Source organism: Streptomyces longisporus (assembly GCF_039532765.1).
GTDB classification, from domain to species: Bacteria; Actinomycetota; Actinomycetes; order Streptomycetales; family Streptomycetaceae; genus Streptomyces; species Streptomyces longisporus.
The window spans coordinates 778,510-796,749 of the sequence record NZ_BAAASG010000007.1 but is presented as its reverse complement, the minus strand read 5'-3'; the positions used below and the strand labels follow the sequence as shown (position 1 = coordinate 796,749).

The window sequence follows — 18,240 nt, the reverse complement described above, 5'->3', positions numbered from 1 at the left end:
AGGTGAGGGAGCCCGGCAGCGCTGCCCGGTCGCCCGCCGCCTGTGAGCCGGCCGTCCAAATCCTGCAACAGGACGCCAAGCGGACTGGTCGGCTGGGTGTCTGACCGTTGACCGGCTCGGTCCCCCGGCGTTGATGCCCTCGGCCGGTGGCCGTTGCCGTACGGGAGCGTGACCGCGACCGCAAGCGTCGCGGTCACGCTCCAACCCCTTGGTGAGCGATGTCCGAACGTCCTTGGTGATGTACTTGTGCATCTGCGGGTGCCTCGACGGTAATCGCACGTTGAGGACACGAACCGAATGTGTAGGAGTTGGACTGCGATGAGCCATGCATCGACGCTGCGTCGGCTGGCCGCCGATCCCATGATCGACCTGCCCGCAGGAGAAATCGTGCTGCGGGACGAAGGCACGATGACGGACTGGAAGGTTGAGGTTGCCGCCTTCCAGCTGGCGCCGAGTCCGGTCACCCGCGAGCTGTACGCCGCTGTGCTGGGCGGAGCGCCGCAGAGCTCTGCGGGGCCTCGAAAGCCGATGACCGAGGTCTCATGGAAGGACGCTGTCCGGTTCTGCAACCTGCTCTCGCAGGTGGCGGGGCTCGATCCCTGCTACACGATGGGCGACAGCAGCGATGCGGAGGACGTGGTCTGCGACTGGGCAGCCGACGGCTACCGCCTTCCCACCGAGGCGGAATGGGAGTACGCCTGCCGGGCCGGGAGTTCAGGCGTCCGCTACGGAGAGCTGGACGAGATCGCGTGGTACCGCGGGAACTCCGGGGGCGAGCTGCACGACATCGCGATGCTGGAGCCGAACGCGTGGGGCCTCCACGACATGATCGGCAATGTCTGGGAGTGGTGCTGGGACGTCTACGACCCCAGGGTCTACGGCCCGTACCGCGTCTTCCGCGGCGGCGGTTTCTTCGACGAGCCCCGGGGCTGCCGGGCGTCGTGCCGCCGCAAGAGCCACCCGACCCTTGCCATCGACGACCTCGGGTTCAGGCTCGCCCGATCGCTGTGAGCGCGGCACGTGGGAGAAGGCTCGGGAACGAGGGCGTGAACGTGAGGTGTTGTTGTGATCGATGAGTTACTGCCCTCGCCCGTCGGCACGGGCAGCACGTTCGTCGACTACGACGCGGCGCTGACCGCCCTGTACCCACAGGAGGCAGCCGCCGTCGCGAGCGCCCGGCCGAAGCGTCGAATGGAATATGCAAATGTTCGCATGTGTGCGCGCCGTGCCATGAGCGAACTGGGCGTGCCGCCGGCGCCCGTGTTGTCGGGCGCGCGTGGCGAACCGCTGTGGCCCGATGGCATCGTCGGCAGCTTGACCCACTGTCCTGGGTTCCGGGCCGCCGCCATGGCTCGCTCCTCCGCGTTCGTGGGGCTCGGGATCGACGCCGAACCCAACCTTCCCCTGGCAGCGGACCTGCTGGAGTTCATCTCGCTGCCCCAGGAGCGTGCGCGGGTGCAGGCGTTGACGCAGTCCTCTCCTGAAGTCTGCTGGGACCGGCTGTTGTTCAGCGCCAAGGAGACGGTGTTCAAGGTCTGGTTCCCGCTTGCCAAGCGCGAACTCGGCTTCAACGAGGCGGACATCCGCATCGACCCCGACTCCGGCGCCTTCTCCGCGCGACTGCTCGTCCAGGGCCCCACAGCCGATGGGGAGCGCATCGAGGGGTTCAACGGCCGGTGGCTCTCCCGCCAGGGCATACTGCTCACCGCCATCGCCCTGCGGCGGGCCACGGGGCAGTAACCCGGCTTCAGTCGGTCAGAGACGGAGGTCGAGAGCCGGCCGTCACGGAGCCGAAGGCCCTCCGGTACCAGACCAGCGGTGCATCCTCGGGGCTTGGAAGCCGTGCCTCGATGACCCTGCCCACCAGCAGCTCGTGGTCACCCAACGGGATCATGTCCAACGCGGCGCAGTACAGGGACACGTGTGCATCGTCCAGGCAGGGCGGTCCGCCATCGCGCCACTCGGTGAAGCCGCCCTCCGCGAAGCGGTCGATCCCGGACACGGCGAAGCGCCGGGCGAGGTGTTGGTGCCCTTCCTTGAGGATGTTGACAGTGAACTCACGGGCCGTGCGGAACACGGGGTAGCAGCTCGACGTACGGGCGATGCCCACCAGCAGCAGCGGCGGTTCCAGGGACGCCGATGTCACCGAGGTCGCGGTGAAGCCCCGACAACGGCCCGCATCGTCGCGGGCGGCGACGATCGTCACGCCTGCCGCGAGCCGTGACATCGCCTCCCGGAACACCGGGGCGTCCAGCGTCCCGGGTACCGGGGGGACCGCAAGGCTGTCCGCGTGTCGGCGCGCCGGCATCACGCCGGGCCCCGTGTCACCTTGGCGTGGACCGGGAGACGAGTGAGGCCCAGCATGAAGTTGGAGCGCAGACGGCTCGGGCTGCCCGCGGCCTCGAAGGTGACGCCCCGCCGGACGATCTCCTCCAGCAGCAACGCGACCTCCATCTGCGCTGCGCCCATCCCGATGCACCGGTGCACGCCGACCCCGAAGGCGATGTGCCGGTTCGGTGTGCGGCGTACGTCGAATCGGTCAGGGTCTGGGAACTTCTCCTCGTCGCGGTTGGCGGATGCGTTCCACAGCGTCACCGGATCACCCGCGCGGATCAGCTGACCGTGCAACTCGACGTCACGTGTGGCGACGCGCTGCACGTAGGCATTGGTCGACGTCCAGCGGAAGATCTCCTCCACTGCGGTCGGCAGGAGTCCGCCATCGTCGAGCAGCAGTTGGGCCTGGTCGGGAAAGTCCATGAAGGCCTGGACGGCGGCGGACGCGGTGAAGGGGGTCGTCTCGTTGCCGCCCACCGCCACATTCAGGCAGTTGTACAGGACCTCGTCCTCGGTGAAGCGACGGCCGTTGATCGAGGCTCCCAGCAGAATGCTGACCAGGTCGTCCGAGGGGGCGCGTCGCCTCGTCTCCATCAGGTCCATCATCACGTCGAAGATCTCGACCTGGGAGGAGACCAGCACCGCCGACGGAGTCGAGTCGCTGTGATAGCGAGGATCCTGGAATCCGATCATGGAGCGGGTCAGTGCGAGGAGGTGCAGGGCGTCCCTGCGCTTGAGACCGAACATCGCCGCCAAAAGCCCGGCCGGCAGTTCGGGTGCGACGTCGGTGGCGAAATCACCGCCGCCGTCCTTCAGCATCCTGTCGAGCGCGGCGTTGACGTAGTCGCGTACCACGCGACGGGCGCGGTCCATGAGAGCGGGCAGAAAGGCCCGGTGCACCTGCTGGCGCATCAGCCGGTGCTGCGGGTCGTCCGAGGCGATCAGCATGCGGCCGGACGCGGAGTCCGCGTCCCTCCTGTGCGAGCCGCCCATCACCGTCCCCCACCGGGACGAGAACAGGCCCGCGTCGACGTAGGCGTCGTGGACGTCCTGATAACGCGTCAGTGCCCAGAACCCGGACGACCCCAGGCCACTGGTGGTGTCGCCGCCGGTGGCATTCCAGTGGACGGGGTGATCGCGGCGCAGGACGCGCCATGCCTCGTGTGGGTCGCCGTCGGTGAACAGGTCGAGGTCGGCAAGGTCGATCACCATGGCCGTCATGGTGTGAGCGCCTCCTTCCGCAGCCCGTCGATCAGGCGGGCCTGTTCCTCCAGCACGCTGTGCTCGAAGAGCGCTTCCGGGGTGACCGGTACGTCCAGCTGCCGCCGCAGCAACAGACGCACCCGAACCGCCAGGAGTGAATGTCCGCCGAGCGTGAAGAAGTCGTCCAGGACACCGACCGACTCGACGTTGAGCAGGTCCTCCCAGATCGCGGCGAGAAAACGTTCGGTGTCGGTGCGCGGGGCCACGTACCGGTTGCGGCGCGAGGCGTGATCCCCAAGCATGTCCGCCAGGCGGTGCCGGTCCCTCTTGCCGTGGGCGTCCGTGGGCATCGCCTCCAGGACGATGATCTCCGCCGGTACGAGGTGGGCGGGCACCGTCGCTCGCAGGTGGGCCCGCAACTCCCGCAGGACGAAGGGCTCCTGGGCGACGACAAAGGCCACCAGGCGCTTCTCCCCCGGCTCGCCGTCCGTGAGGACGGCGGCCTCCGAGACCCTGTCGTAGCGGCACAGGGACCGCTCGACCTCCTGCGGCTCCACACGGTGACCGCGGATCTTCACCTGGCTGTCCGTACGCCCCAGGTACTCCAGTTCGCCGTCCGATCCGGCCCGTACCCGGTCCCCCGTCGCGTACATCCGCGACCCGTCACCGGCGAAGGGATCGGGGACGAACCTCCGCGCGGTGAGCCCGGGGCGCCCGAGGTACCCGCGCCCGACGCCCGGCCCGCCCACGTACAGGTCGCCCGGCACCTCCGCCGGCACGGGCCGCAACCGCTCGTCCAGCACATACAGCCGGGCGTTGCCGAAGGCGTGCCCGATCGGCACCTGCTCCCCCAGGGGCGCCAGGTCGGTCACCGGGAAGCCGCTGCACGCGACCGTGGCCTCCGTCGGCCCGTAGAGGTTGAACAGTTCCCCGGCGAAGCCTCCCTCGCGCAGCGCGCGGCAGGTAGCCGGGAGCAGCACGTCACCGCCGGAGCACAGCAACCGGAGTCCGGAGAGCGCCTCACGGTCGTGCCGGGCAAGGTGGTTGAGCGCGATGGCGGGCGCGAGCATGGCGGTGATCCGTCGCCGGCGCAGCTCTTTGCCCAGGTCGGTCTCCATCAGCTCCGGGATGCCCGGCACGACGACGACCTCCGCACCTCCGGCGAAGGAGCGCCACACCTCGAAGGTGAAGGTGTCGAAGGAGATGCTGGACGACTGGGCCGTACGGTCGCCGGGGCCGAGGGCGGGCAGCGTGTCGGACAGGGCGAAGTCGACCATCTGCCGGTGCTCCAGCACCACGCCACGGGGTGTGCCGGTGGAGCCGGAGGTGTACAGCACGCAGGCCGCCGCGGCGGGGTGCGGCTCAGCGGCCGGTGCGACAGAGCCCGGTCCGCCGGACACGGGCGGCCCGTCAGCCGACAGTGGCCACTCCAGTACCGGCACGCCCGTGCCCACCAGGCGTTCCTGCCAGCCGGGGGCGACCAGGACGTGGTTCACCGCGCCGTCGCGGAGCATCTGGTCGCGTCGCGGTGCCGGGTACACCTCGTCGATGGGGAGGTAAGCGGCGCCCGCCCGCAGGACGGCCAGCACGGCCACGACCACGGGCACCCCGCGCGGCAGGTGGAGGGCGACGGTGTCTCCGGGGGACACGCCGCGGGCGGCGAGTGCGCGGGCCGACGACCGGGTCACCTCGTCGAGTTCCCGGTAGGTGAGCCGGCTGCCGGCGTCACTGACGGCGATGGCCGTCGGATGCCGCCCGGCGGTCCGTTCGAAGAGCTCGGTCAGAGTGCTGGGCCGGTCCGCCGTCATCGTGCCCCTCTCGTGGTCGTCTTGTCCGTTGCGGAGGCCGCGCAGGCGTATTCCTCCTCCAGCAGACGGGTCAGGGCTGTCGGCGCGGCGAGACAGCTGAGCTTGTCGCCCTCAAGGACACGGTGCCGCGCGTTCCCGTAAGCGCTCCACCGGAGCATCGCCTCGGGCGCCACTTCGGGGTCCGCGGTCCAGCCGATCGCCGTCAGGGGGCTGCGCACCGGCCGCGGAGCGGGGAGCCGGTAGCCGTAGCACAGCTCCACATCGGCCCTCAGGACGCGCAGGGCCAGCGGAAGGAGCTCCGGGAGGATCTCCTCACCCCCGAGGGCCGCCGAGACGTGGTGCAGTTCGTCGGCGAACTGCTCGTCCGTCATGGAGGGGTGGTAGATGCCGCCGACCCCGGCCTCGGGAGCGCGGTAGCGCTGCTCGGCGGGCACGTGCGGCACGGCTGCGGAGGACACCACGAGCAGGGTGGCCCGGTTCAGCCCCAGGTCCTCGATGCGGGCGGCCAGCGCATGGGCCAGCAGGGCACCCATGCAGTGTCCGAACAGCACGTAGGGCCGGTCCAGGTGGGGGGCCAGGGCTTCGGCCGCGTCCGCGGCGAAATCCGGCACGCTGCGATAGGGGGGGTGACGGATGCGGTTCTCACGGCCGGGCAGTTGCACGGGGCAGACCTCCAGGGGCCCGATCCGGGTCGGCCAACGGCGGTACGAGGAAGCGCCCGTGCCCGAATAGGGCAGGCAGAAGAGCCGAGCCTCGGCCTCCGGCGAGGGCGGCTTCAGCAGCCACCGTCCGGTCGATTGCATTGCTGTCCTCCAACAGTGCTGACAGAGACACGGGCGCGCCGGGTGCGGGCGGGCGGCACGGGCCGCCCCGGCAATCCGCTCCGGCCGGGCGTTCCGTGCCGCGGCCCGGCGGAGCTGTACGTCAGTGGGCGGGCGTGCCGGACGCGACCCGGTCCACTGTCGCGCGGAAGCCGGCCAAGGCCGTGACCGGGTCCGTACCGTCGGCGAAGAGGCACGAGTTGACCAAGACCGACTGGAAGCCGATGGCGAAGGCCTGCTCGACATCGGCGGTGGAGCCGATGCCACCGTCGAGCATGACCGGGACCGGACTGTCGACGAGCATCTCCCCCATCGGTGCGAGGTACTGGGGCTCGATGCCCCGTCGAGCCCCGATGGGGGATCCCATCACGCGCACCATCGTGCTCCCCAGTTCCACGCACTGCGCGAAGGTTCGTTCGTCGGGTGTGATCAGCGGCCACACCTCGAACCCGTCGGCGGTCAGTTCGCGGGCCGCCTCCACCACTTCGGCGTTCACGCTGAGCTTGAAGCCGGGGTCGAGGACTTCCAGCTTGATGACCCGGATACCGGTCAACTGGGCGGCCTGGCGGGTCCGCTTGACCGCCTCCGCGGCGCTGGTGGGGTGGTTGATGTTGAGAACGGGGCTCAAGCCCAGTTCCTCACCGACGAGCGCCATCACGGAACCCAGCGTCGCCGTGTCGTAGCCCACGGGCAGATCGTCGCCCGCGGTGACCTGGTCGATGGTGTGGGTGTTCACGGCGAGATGTCGGCAGCCGCTGGCGCGTAGCATCTCGGCAGCCAAAGAGGTGTCGACACGGTGGGCGGGCTTGGCACCGAAGCAGTGGAAAAGGTCGATCACGATACTCCCCGGAGGCGCGAAGTGGATGGGGTGGGGTGAGAGAGGGGGGTGAGCCAGGAGGGACGGTGGCGTCCTTCGCCCAGGACGGCCTCCCGATAGGCGCGGCTCAGCGCGTCCGTCACGGGACGGCCGGCCGCGTACGTGTGGGTGTCGAGACCCGCCACGGACACCAGGCCGCTGGCCGTCCCGGTCAGGAACACCTCGTCGGCGGCGAGCAGTTCGCCGGGCTGCACTGGTGCCTCGGCCGTCTCGATGCCCAGGTCCCGGGCGAGGGTCAGGACGGTGTCGCGGGTGATGCCCGCCAGGACGCTGTCCTCGAGCCAGGGCGTCACCAGACGGCCGTCGCGAACCAGGAAGACGTTGGCGATCGTGGACTCGGCGACCCTGCCGGAGTTGGGGTCCAACTGGATGGCGTCGTCGAAGCCGTCCTCGGCGGCGCGTGTGCGGGCCAGCGCGGACACCACGTACGTGCCGGTCGCCTTGGCGCGCACCGGAAAGGTGAGCTGTGACGGACGGTGCCAGGGTGACACCGTGACCCGCACGGGGCTGGACGGGGTGTCGTCGGGGGGAAGGGCCCAGATCTCCGTGCCCAGAGTGAAGTGGAAGTCACGGAGATTCACGCCGAGGCGCGGCTCTCGGGTGTGGAGAACGGGCCGCACGTAGGCGTTGTCCAGTCCGCTTTCGGCGGCCGCGTCCCGCACATGGCGGCGCAGGGCGGTCAGGTCGTAGGCGTGCGGGATGCCCAGCAGGGCCGCCGAGTCCAGCAGCCGCTCCAGATGCGCGTCGAGCCGGAACAACATCGGGCCCGCCGGCGTCGCGTACATGCGGATGCCTTCGAAGACGGCCGTGCCGTGCTGGACACTGTTGCTCCCGAACGGCAGCTCCCGCTCCTGCCGTACGCCGTCCATGACCGTGGTGTGGGAAGCTCGCGTGGTCACCATCGGGCCCCCACCTCCGAGGGTCGGTCGGCCGCCTCGAGCACGGCTGCCGCCATGAGGTCCTGACGGTCAAGGACGGCCGCGTGGTCGCCGGGGAGCAGGCGTACCGAGGAGCCGGCCCCGCCCAGGCGCGGCCACGCCATCACATCGGCCTCCCGGACCAGGGGGTCCTCGGTACCCCCCAGGGCGTGTACCGGGCACTCCAGGACCACCGGACGGCGTGGGTGGCTCGCCACGGCGGCACAGTCCGCCCGCCACACCGGCACCATCACGGAGAGCAGCTCCGGGTCGTCCAGGACCATGCTGGGCACCGTGCCCTGCGCGGCCAGCGCCGCTGTCAGTTCCTCGTCGGGCAGGGTGTGCACGGCACGTCCGGCCAGCAGGTGAGGCGGTGGGCAGCCGGCGACGACCAGCCCGCGCGCGCCGGTGCCGCGTTGCTGCAGCCGCGCCGCCATCTCCGTGGCGAGCAGGGCGCCCATGCTGAATCCGAACAGCACCAGTCCGTCGGGGGAACGGCCCGGCCCGAACTCCGTCTCCAATTGGTTCCACAGGTCGTCGGAGAGATCCTTGAAGCGCGCAGCGGCGGTCTCTGCGAAACGGCTGTCGCGCCCCGCCAGGGCGGGCAGATGACAGTGCCCGTGCTCGCGCAGTTCCACCACCATCCGGGAGTACGCGCCGCGACCGCCGCCCACGGGCGGGTACAGAGCAAACCAACTCTCGGTCACTTGGGCGCACCCGCCGTTTCGCGCAGCGCGACGCGCAGCCGGCCCAGCTCCTCGACGCTCTCCAGAACTTGTTCGCGCGGCAGCCCGAAGTCCACCAGGCAGCCGAGTTCGGTGATGCCCGCGGCACCGAGCCGTTCGACCTTCGGCAGGCAGCTTTCCGCACTGCCGAACAGCCCCGAGGTCCCCATGTAGCGGCGCACCCCGTGCTCCAGGAGCGCTTGACGGTCCGCTTCGGTCACCTCGTCCGGGTCGATGCCGGCGCCCCCGCCCGCGGCATACTTGCTGAACAGGTCCATGTGGGCGGAGAGATACCTGACCAGCGGGCCGCGGACGCGCTGTTCGACGCTTGCCGGATCGGATGCCAGGTGGGTGTGGAGCATGCAGGTGACCTGACGGCCGGTGGTGGGGTGCCCTGCCTCGGTGAGCGCCTGGTGGTAGAGACCGACCCTCTCGGTGATCTCGTCGATCGTCTGCTCCAGGAGCGCGGTCAGGACATGCAGGTCGAGCCGGCCCGCCGTGCGCCAGGTGTCAGGGTTGCGAGAACTCGTCAGCCACACCTCAGGGGTGCGTTCCGGGCGCGGGTAGGTGCGTACCTCGACAGGACGTCCGCCCGGCCCTTCGCGGGTGATGCTCCCGCCGTGCCACAAGGTGCGAAGGTCCGCGAGCCTCTCTTCCAGTACCTCCTTGCGGCGTTCGTAGCCCTCGGGGTTGAGGACGAAGTCGTCCGCATGCCAGCCGGAGGCGAGGGAGATGCCCATCCGCCCCCGGCTGAGCGAGTCCAGAACGCCCCACTCTTCCGCCACCAGCAACGGGTCGCGCAGGGGCAGCACGACGCTGCCGGAACGCAGGGCGATTCGGCTGGTACGCGCCGCGATGGCAGCCAGCAGGAGGCCGGGGCTGGGGTAGGGGGCGCCGAAGGGGTCGAAGTGCCGCTCGGGCACCCAGATCGCGTCCAGGCCGAGGGAGTCGGCGAGTTCGGCGCACTCCAGCACGAGTGAGTGTTTGTCCCAGGCGTGGTCGTCGGTGTCGGCGGAGAAGAAGAACAGGCTGACCCCGGGCGTGGACTGCGCACCGTGCGACGGAATGCCCGCCGCGGGGGCGCCGGCCCCGGGTACCGGGCCGGTGACCGGCACCGCGCGGTCGGGGCTGGAAACCGTCCGCGGTGTGGTCGTCTCGGGTGTCGCCGTCCCGTTGGCGCGGATGCGCTCGCGCAGGAGCCGTTCGACCAGACGGCGGCGCTCGGGACCGAGTTCGTCGAGGGAGGATCGCGGGATGTCCGTCGTCATGCGCCGGTGTCTCCTTCCAGCTCGGCCAGCCGGGCTTCGACCTCCTCGTCGGAGAGGGCGGCGACCTCGGCGAGCAGGGCCGCCGTCTCTTCGTCGTCCTCCGAGGTCTGCGCCCTCGCGCTGTCCGTCACGGGCACTCCGAGCCGTTCCAACTGCTCGGCCAGACCCACGACCGTGGGCAGTTCGAACAGGGTGGTCATCTCCAGGCCTTCGGCACCTTCCTTGCGCAGGCGCGTGACCATTTGCATGGCCATGAGGGAGTGCCCACCGATCTCGAAGAAGCTGTCGTTCAGCCCGAATTCGTCCGTGCCGAGCAACTCTGTCCACAGCGCGGCGACGTAGCGCTGCGCGGGCGTGGTGCCGATCTCCTTGCGGGGCACGGGCGTTTGCGGTGCGGCCTGGGCGCGGGGGGCGGCCTCGGCCTGCTCGGTGCGTACGGTCTTCACGGGCAGCGGGTCGAGCCAGTGCCGGGTCCGGGCGAACGGATAGAGCGGAAGCGACAGTCGAAGGCGGTCCTCCTGGGCGTAGAACTCGCTCCAGTCGACTTCCCCGCCCTCCAGCCAGAACCCGGTGAGCAGCTCGAGCAGGTCCTGCGGCTCTTCGCCGTCCTCTCCCGCGAGCGCGGTCAGGAAGGCCGCCTGCGTTCCCGTACCGGCGGCCAGGCGGGTCAGGGTGCGGCCGGGTCCCAGCTCGATGAACACGGAGACCCCGTCGCGGACGAGGGTGTTGAGGCCTTCGTCGAACCGTACGGTGTGGCGCAGCTGTCGTCCCCAGTAGTCGCCGTCGGTGGCCTCCTGCGCGGTGAGGTACTCGCCTGTGACGTTGGAGACGACGAGTCCCTGCGGCGCGTGCAGCTCGTGGGAGCCGGCAGTCTGCCCGAACGCGTCCGCGGCCGTGTCCATCAGGGGCGAGTGGAAGGCCCGGGAGACCTCGAGTCGCCCGCAGGAGACGCCGTCGGCGCGCAGGCGGGAGGCCAGTTCCTCGATCTCCTGCGGCTCACCGGACACCACCACGAGCTGATCGGCGTTGACCGCGGCCAGGGCGAGGTCGCCTGGCACCTCGTCCAGCAATTTGACGGCCTCTTCCTCCGCGAGGTTCACGTAGAGCATGGCGCCCTCGGGAGTCTCGCTCATCAGCCGTCCGCGCCGGGCGACCAGTTCGACGGCCGGCTCGAGATCCAGTACGCCATTGAGCGCGGCGGCCACGAGTTCGCCGACGCTGTGCCCGAGCATGGCGTAGGGCCGGACGCCGTAGTCCATGAGGGTGCGGCCAAGAGCCCACTCCACCGCGAACAGCGCGGGTTGGGTGTACTCGGTGGCGGTGAGGGTGCTTCGCGCCTCCTCCAGGGCGGACGCGTCCGGACGCAGTACCGGCAGCAGGTCGACCCCGGCGCGCTCCCGGAACAGACCGATCACGCGGTTCAGGTGGGCGGCGAACACAGGGTCGCCCTGCGCCAGTCGGGCCCCCATGGCCGGAACCTGGGTTCCCTGCCCGGGGATGAGGAAGGCGGTGCGCACCGATCCGCGTGCCTGCGCCTCGCGTTGGCTGCGGCTGCCGCGTGCGGACAGTCCATAGGCCACGTCGTCCAGGTCGTGGGCGGTCAGGGCGCGGCGCAGCGGGAGTTCACGCCGGCCGGTGGCCAGGGTGTGGGCCACGTCGGCCACGTCGGCGTGCGGGTTCTCCCGAGCCCACTGCCCCAGCGACTGGCTCAGATCCTCCAGGGCCTCACCGGACTTCGCGGACAGCAGGACGGGGTGACGGCGCCGGGGCGAGGCTCCGACGGAGCGCACCGGCGGGGCCTCCTCCAGTACGACGTGGGCGTTGGTGCCGCCCATGGCGAGCGAGTTCACCGATGCGAGCAGTGGTCCGTCCCCCTCCAGACGGGCCAGTTCGGTCGCCACCCGGAACGGCGAGGAGTCCAGCTCCAGTTTGGGGTTGGGCCGGCGGAAATTGACCACGGGAGGAACCTTGCGGTTCTTCAGGGAGAGGACGGTCTTGATGAGACCGGCGATGCCCGCGGCGGCGTCGAGGTGGCCGATGTTCGGCTTGGCCGATCCCAACCAGCAGTACGAGGTGTCCTCGGTCCAGTTGCGGAACGCGCGGGTGAGCGCCGCCACTTCGATCGGGTCGCCCAGCGGGGTGCCCGTGCCGTGCGCCTCCACCATCTGGATGTCCCGCGCGTCAACTCCCGCTCGGCGCAGCGCACGCGCCACGGCGCGGCTTTGCCCGTCCACGCTCGGCGCGGTGAAACTCGCCTTGGCCTGACCGTCGTTGTTGATGGCCGAGCCGCGAATGACGGCGTGGATCTGATCGCCGTCCCGCAGAGCGTCGGCGAGCCGCTTGAGCACCACCACTCCCACGCCGCTGCCCACGACGCTGCCACCGGCGTCGGCGTCGAAAGCGCGGCAGTGCCCGTCCGGGGAGGAGGTGCCGCCCGGGTTGGCGAGATACCCCGCGGCATGCGGCATGCGCACCGACGCGCCGCCCGCCAGCGCGACGTCACACTCCTCGTCGACGAGGGCCCGACAGGCCATGTGCACGGCCACGAGCGAGGTGGAGCAGGCGGTCTGCACGGCGAGACTGGGTCCACGCAGGTCGAGTTTGTGGGAGACGCGGGTGGTCAGGTAGTCCTTGTCGTTGCCGACCATGGTCTGCAGGTCACCGACCAGGCCGACCACGTCCTCGGCGTGCGGCATCACGTTGTGCAGGATGTACGTGTTCATGGTGGAGCCGCCGAACACGCCGACAAGGAGGTCGTCGCGCCTGCTGTCGAAGGCGGCGTCCTCCAACGCGTGGTAGGCACATTCGAGGAACACCCGGTGCTGTGGCTCCATGATCGACGCCTCTCGCGCGGCGTAGCCGAAGAACGCCGCGTCGAAGCGGTCGGCGTCCTCCAGCGGTGCGGAGGCGTTGACGTAATAGGGGTCGTCCACCAGGTCTCGCCGGGCTCCGTTGGCGAGCATCTCCTCGCGGCTGTGCCGCACGATGCTCTCCACGCCCTCGCGCAGGTTGCGCCAGTACTCGGTGACGTTGTGGGCACCGGGCAGCCGAGCCGCCATGCCGGTGATCGCGATGGAGTCGGGGTGCTCGTGAGCGGGAATCCGAGTCACTGATCGTCCTTCACTGTCGCAGCTGCCAGGGTGTCGGCGGGGCCGTCGCGGTCGACGTGCCGCAAGGCGGCCAGCCGCCGGGCCAGGTCGCGGGGACGCGGGTACTCGAAAACTTCGTGGACGGGAAAGTCGACGCCGAGCGCGGCGGAGATACGGCCGTGCACCCGGGTCACCACCAGGGAGTGGGCGCCCACGTCGAAAACGTTGACGTCCGGCGCCACGTCGGGGGTGGCCAGGGCGGCTGCCCAGACGGCACAGACGGCGGCCTCGATCTCGGCCGGGGAAGCGGCATCGGGGAGGCGCTGCGCATGGCACTCCTCGGCCAGCCGTTCGAGGGCGGCCTCGTCGAGCTTGCCGTTGGCGGTGGTGGGCAGCCGCTCCAGGAGAACTTCCTGCTCGGGAAGCATGGCCGGGGGCAGCCGTGCGGCGACGTGATCCCGGACGGTCCGGATGTCGATGCCGGTGCCGACCAGGTAGGCGACCAGCCGAGCAGGGATGCCGATGACGCGTACTTCCGCGGACACGACACCCGGTGCGCTCCGCAGCGTTCGCTCCACCTCACCGAGTTCGGCCCGGTGCCCGCGGATCTTCACCTGGCGGTCCGCGCGTCCGACGACCACGAAGACACCGTCGTGCCGTGCGTACGCGAGGTCCCCGGTGCGATAGAGGACCTCGTTTGTCTCAGGGCACCTGACGAAGCGTTCGGCGCTCAATTCCGGTCGCCTCAGGTAGCCGTCGGCGACACCGGGGCCGCCGATACGGATCTCGCCCAGAGCGCCGACCGGTACCGGACGGCCCTGTTCATCGACCAGGTCGATCCGGGCCGCCGCGGTGGCGCTGCCGACGGGAACCAAGCGCGGCGGCTCCGCCCCTTCGGGCGGGCGGGGTATCTCGTACATCAGGCAGTTCACCGTGGCTTCGGTGGGCCCGTACCCGTTGAACAGCCGGCAGTCGGGGGCCGCCAGAGCGCGCATGCCCTCCGCGGTCACTCCCTTGAGCACTTCACCCCCCAGAAGGACGAGCCGCAGGTCGGGCAACCGCTCGCCCGCGGCAATGAGTTCGTCGGCGAACGACGGGGTGGTGAACAACACCGAGACGCGTTCACGGCGCAGGAAGCGGGCATAGGCCAGGGCGCTGAGCCGGTCCTCCTGACCGGGCACCACGACGCAGCCGCCGAACGGCAGGAAGGTGAAGAGTTCCTGAAGCCCGAAGTCGAAGCCGAGGGAGAGCGTCTGTGCCACCCGCGCCCACGGGCCCAGGCGCCAGGTGTCGGCGCACCAGGCGATGAGCCGGCCGATCTGCTCGTGCCGAATGAGGACGCCCTTCGGGTGACCGGTCGATCCGCTGGTGTAGACGGTGAAGGCCGCGGCGTCGGGGATCTCCGGTACGTGCGGGCGCGTAGGCCGTGGAGCGTGCTCGTCGCCATCCGCTACGGCGTCCAGGACGACGACCTCGATGGCGGGTTGTGCGACTGCCGCGAGGCGGGCGGCACGGTCGGCCTGATCGGCGGAGGCGATCAGGGCCGCCGGTCGGCAGTCCCCCAGCATGTGCCGCAGTCGCTCGTCGGGGAAGTCGACAGGCAAGGGCAGAACGCCGAGTCCCGCCTCCCAAGCCCCGTACAGGGCGACGACGAAGTCGGCCGGAGACGTGATCAGCAAACCGGCCTGCTGCCGCGCCAGGACCTCGGCGGTCGCGTCCTGCTCGGCGCGGGCGGATGTGCCGGCGAAGGCGGTCATGCGGTCAGCTCCTTCCCTCGTGCACGAGGCGCAGCGCGTCGGCGACCCGTTCGACCCGCCGGATGAACTCGCCGCGGCTCCACACCTGGTGAGGTCCCTGGATCGCGGGCGCACCGGGTGTGTGCTCGGCCGTGGCCCTGATCCGCTGAAGCAGCGAAGGCTCCAAGGGCGGGGTCGCGCAGCGTCCGATGCGTTCGAGAAGTACGGCGTCGTGGTCGGACAGGACGGTGAGGTCGGCCAGCCGCGCACCGCAGGCCCGCTCCGAGGCGGCGAGTGCCGCGCAGAACGTGTCGAGCACCCCACGGGCGGTCTGTTCGGTGAACAGATCGGCGGCGTAGTCCAGCGTGAGGTGAAGACCTTCGGGACCGGGCGTGACCACCAGGTCCAGGTCGTATCGACAGCTTGGCCGCTCGATGGGGACGGACCGCAGCACGAGCTGACCAAGGGTGAGTTCGGTATCACCGCCGGACAGTGCCTCCAGCAGGCCGGCCACGTCCGGCAGTGGGTTCTCCTGGTAGGTGATGAGCGTCTCGACCAGCGGGGTGCGGCCGGGTTCGCGGTCGGGACGGACGGCCTCAACGGCGCGGGCCAGCGGATACAGACCGGCGTCCAGGCCGGCGGTGAGCTGGGCACGGGCCTTGGCGACCAACGCTTCCAGGAGCTGGTCGGGCTCGACGTCGAGGGCCAGGGGGACCGTGTTCGTGCACAAGCCGCCGATGGCCCCGTGGCGTCCGCCGGTGCGGCCGGTCACCGGTACCCCCACCACGACGGGCGTCGGCGTGCCGTAGCGCCGCAAGGTGGCGGCCCACAACACGGCCATGAGGCCGACCGGGTCCTGACCCGCCGGCCCGGGGACGACAGGGGCGGCCACCCTCGCCTCGACCCGGGCGCCCCGCCGGCTGCGAACGGCGGTGCGGGGGAAGTCCGTGCGCACGCCGAGCGACGCGGCGCGGCGTGGCAGTATCCCGCGCAGGAAGGCGTCACGTTCGCCGGCTTTTCCGGAGTCGAGGTAGGCCTGCTGTTCTCGCACGTACGCGTCGTACGACCCCGGTTCGGGCAGACGCACCGGGCGTCCGGCGACCAGGGCGGAGTAGGCGGATCCGAGGTCACGCAGCGCCAAGGACAGCGACCACAGATCGGTGACCAGGTGGTGCACCACGACCTGGTAGACACGCCGTGTCGGGGTCTGCCACCGATACAGGCGCAGCAGCGGTCCTTGTTCGGGGTCGAAGGGCAGGGCGGCCGCCTCGGACAGCTGCTGTGCCAACCTGTCCTCGGTGACGGGCACCGGTGTCAGGGCGAGGGCGTCGCGCATGCGGCGGGTGGACACAGGTTCTCGGCGTCCGTCGGCCCCGGACGACGTGAAGCGGACGTGCAGCTCCGGCTGGTGCTCCAGGGCGGTGCGCAGGGCCCGTTCGAACAGATCGTGGTCGGTGCCCGGTCCTGGCTCGCAGGCGAAGGAGATGGTGTAGGCGTCGCTGTCGGGGTCGAGCATGTGCAGGAACAGCAGGGATTCCTGAGCCTTGGACAGTGCGCCGGAGGCATCGTCGCCTGCCCGGACCGGCGCCGGTTCGGCAGTGCCGACCTGCTCCATCAGGTCCGCGAGGGTGGCGCCTGCCAAAAGGTCGCGGACGGGGATGTCCACGCCGGCGTGGCGCGCGATCAGTTCCGTCAGCCGTACGGCGCCCAGCGAGTCGAGGCCGTGCAGGGTGAGCGGTCGATCGTCGCCGACACCCGTGCCGAGCACCTCCCGCACGGCCCGGCGTACAGCGGCTGTGGGGGCCGTGTCGCCCGGAGCGGGGGCCCGGCCGTGGTCGAAGCGGTGCCCGGCGTAGTCGCCCGCAAGGTACCGGGTGCGGCACTCGCCGCGTCTGAGCTTGCCGCTGGTGGTCTTGGGCACCGTGCCTCGCGGCACCGCGACGATCTCGTGTGGGGCCAGACCGAAGGACGTGGCGATGGCACCGGCGATCCGTGCCCGGTCGTCGTCGGTCAGGCTCTGTCCCGGGCGCACTTCCGCGACGATCACCACGCCCTGGTCGTCCGGCGCGGCGAACGCGGCGACGCAACCGGGGCGCACCGCGGGACAGAGGTCGACGACGAGTCGTTCGATGTCCTGGGGGTGGTGATTGCGGCCCCGAACGATGATGACATCCTTGATGCGACCCGTGACGTGGAGTTCGCCGTCCTGCAGGAAGCCGAGGTCACCGCTGCGCAGCCACTTCTTGTCGCTGCCGCTGACGTTCGCTGCGAACACCTCGGAGGTGAGGTCGGGCCGATTCCAGTACCCGGCGGCGACGGCCGGCCCGTGCACCAGGATCTCGCCCACTTCCCCCACGGGCAGCGGCGTGCCGTCCGGCCCGCCGACGGCGACCTCGCAGTCGCGCGGTACTCCACAGCTGACGACTTCCTCTCCCTCACGGGAGATGCGGGTGCTCGCGCCCGTGCCCACGGGCACTGAGGTCACCAACAGCGTGGATTCCGCCAGCCCGTAGCAGGGAACGAAGGAGTCGTCCCTGAATCCTGCCGGAGCGAGCGCCTCGGCGAAGCGGCGGAGCGTGGTGGTCGATACGGGTTCGGCACCACTGTAGGCGGTCCGCCAGCCGCTCAGATCGAGACCGGCGGGCAGTCCGTCGCGGTTCACGGTGCGGGCCACGAGATCGTACGCGAAGTTGGGGGCGCCGCTGGTGGTCACTCCGTACGTGTGCACCGCGGCGGGCCATGCCGTGGGGTTGCGGATGAAGTCGATCGGCGAGGCCAGGTAGGCGCTGCACCCGGTGTGCAGGGGGTGCAGGATGTTTCCGATCAGGCCCATGTCGTGATACGCGGGCAGCCAGCTCAGCACGACGCTGTCCGCGGTGTGCCGGAACGCGTCGCGGATGGCGGTCAGGTTCGCCGTGAGATTGCCGTGCGTCACCATGACGCCGCGCGGTTGGGCGGTGGAGCCCGAGGTGTACTGCAAGAAGGCCAGCGTGTCAGGGGCCGGGGAATCGCTCGGGACGTGTCGGTCCTCGCCGGTGCGCCACAACACCGGGGTGGCGAGTGCTTCCGCCACGTACTCCGCCATGCCCGCGTCGGAGGTCCAGGCCACCCGGGAGCCGCTGTCCTGCTGGATGCGCCGTACCTTGGCGCGGTCCTCCGCGGTGTCGAGCAGGGGGTACACCGGGACCGGGACGCATCCGGCGTACAGGCAGCCGACGAATGAAGTGACGAAGTCGAGTCCGGGCGGCTGGATCAGCAGGACGCGGTCGCCCGGGGCGACTTCGGCGAGCAGCGCGGCGGCCACCGCGGCTGCCGCGTCGTCGAGTTCGGCACACGTGCGTGTGTCGGTGCGGTCCTTGAGGTCGGTGAGCCAGGACAGCGCGACGGCTGTGCCCTCTCGCTCGGCGCGCGCCCGTATCGCTCCGACGAGGTCGAGCGGGGTCGATGTGCGTGCCAACCGGG

At 70.5% G+C, this 18,240-nt stretch carries 13 protein-coding genes; 2 read left to right on the top strand and 11 right to left on the bottom strand.

Annotated elements, in window-relative coordinates:
• Positions 1–318 precede the first annotated feature (318 nt).
• Both ABD355_RS15225 and ABD355_RS15220 read left to right on the top strand, forming a co-directional pair.
• Positions 319–1,011 carry a formylglycine-generating enzyme family protein gene (locus ABD355_RS15225; protein WP_344400807.1) on the top strand — a complete coding sequence of 231 codons (693 nt, stop codon included), beginning with the start codon at positions 319–321 and terminating at the stop codon, positions 1,009–1,011.
• A 54-nt stretch (positions 1,012–1,065) separates the two neighbouring features.
• A complete protein-coding gene (locus ABD355_RS15220) occupies positions 1,066–1,740 on the top strand; it encodes a 4'-phosphopantetheinyl transferase family protein (RefSeq protein ID WP_344400806.1) in 675 nt (224 codons plus the stop codon).
• A gap of 7 nt (positions 1,741–1,747) precedes the next feature.
• On the opposite strand, the gene ABD355_RS15215 is transcribed toward ABD355_RS15220, so the two are convergent.
• From ABD355_RS15215 to ABD355_RS15165, 11 genes are all read right to left on the bottom strand, one after another.
• Positions 1,748–2,227, bottom strand: coding sequence for a flavin reductase family protein (locus ABD355_RS15215; protein WP_344400805.1), 480 nt, complete (start codon positions 2,225–2,227; stop codon positions 1,748–1,750).
• Positions 2,228–2,307: 80 nt separating this feature from the next.
• Positions 2,308–3,555: a cytochrome P450 gene (locus ABD355_RS15210; protein WP_344400804.1), complete on the bottom strand. Its 1,248-nt coding sequence runs from the start codon at positions 3,553–3,555 to the stop codon at positions 2,308–2,310.
• The gene (locus ABD355_RS15205) at positions 3,552–5,345 is read right to left on the bottom strand and encodes a non-ribosomal peptide synthetase (protein ID WP_344400803.1); all 1,794 of its coding nucleotides are present in this window, start codon (positions 5,343–5,345) and stop codon (positions 3,552–3,554) included. Before ABD355_RS15205 ends, ABD355_RS15210 begins: the two co-directional genes overlap by 4 nt.
• Positions 5,342–6,148: a thioesterase II family protein gene (locus tag ABD355_RS15200; RefSeq protein ID WP_344400802.1), complete on the bottom strand. Its 807-nt coding sequence runs from the start codon at positions 6,146–6,148 to the stop codon at positions 5,342–5,344. The genes ABD355_RS15205 and ABD355_RS15200 overlap by 4 nt, the downstream gene beginning before the upstream one ends.
• Positions 6,149–6,269: 121 nt before the next feature.
• Positions 6,270–7,004 (bottom strand): beta/alpha barrel domain-containing protein, encoded by a 735-nt coding sequence (locus tag ABD355_RS15195; protein ID WP_344400801.1) that lies wholly within the window; start codon positions 7,002–7,004, stop codon positions 6,270–6,272.
• Positions 7,001–7,945, bottom strand: coding sequence for an aminotransferase class IV (locus ABD355_RS15190; protein ID WP_344400800.1), 945 nt, complete (start codon positions 7,943–7,945; stop codon positions 7,001–7,003). The genes ABD355_RS15195 and ABD355_RS15190 overlap by 4 nt, the downstream gene beginning before the upstream one ends.
• Positions 7,939–8,667: a thioesterase II family protein gene (locus ABD355_RS15185; RefSeq protein ID WP_344400799.1), complete on the bottom strand. Its 729-nt coding sequence runs from the start codon at positions 8,665–8,667 to the stop codon at positions 7,939–7,941. The genes ABD355_RS15190 and ABD355_RS15185 overlap by 7 nt, the downstream gene beginning before the upstream one ends.
• A complete protein-coding gene (locus ABD355_RS15180) occupies positions 8,664–9,953 on the bottom strand; it encodes an LLM class flavin-dependent oxidoreductase (RefSeq protein ID WP_344400798.1) in 1,290 nt (429 codons plus the stop codon). The genes ABD355_RS15185 and ABD355_RS15180 overlap by 4 nt, the downstream gene beginning before the upstream one ends.
• Complete coding sequence (locus ABD355_RS15175) at positions 9,950–13,063, bottom strand: type I polyketide synthase (RefSeq protein ID WP_344400796.1); 3,114 nt, start codon at positions 13,061–13,063, stop codon at positions 9,950–9,952. The genes ABD355_RS15180 and ABD355_RS15175 overlap by 4 nt, the downstream gene beginning before the upstream one ends.
• The gene (locus tag ABD355_RS15170; RefSeq protein ID WP_344400795.1) at positions 13,060–14,799 is read right to left on the bottom strand and encodes a non-ribosomal peptide synthetase; all 1,740 of its coding nucleotides are present in this window, start codon (positions 14,797–14,799) and stop codon (positions 13,060–13,062) included. The genes ABD355_RS15175 and ABD355_RS15170 overlap by 4 nt, the downstream gene beginning before the upstream one ends.
• Positions 14,800–14,803: 4 nt before the next feature.
• Complete coding sequence (locus tag ABD355_RS15165; protein ID WP_344400794.1) at positions 14,804–18,235, bottom strand: AMP-binding protein; 3,432 nt, start codon at positions 18,233–18,235, stop codon at positions 14,804–14,806.
• Between the last annotated feature and the right edge of the window lie 5 nt (positions 18,236–18,240).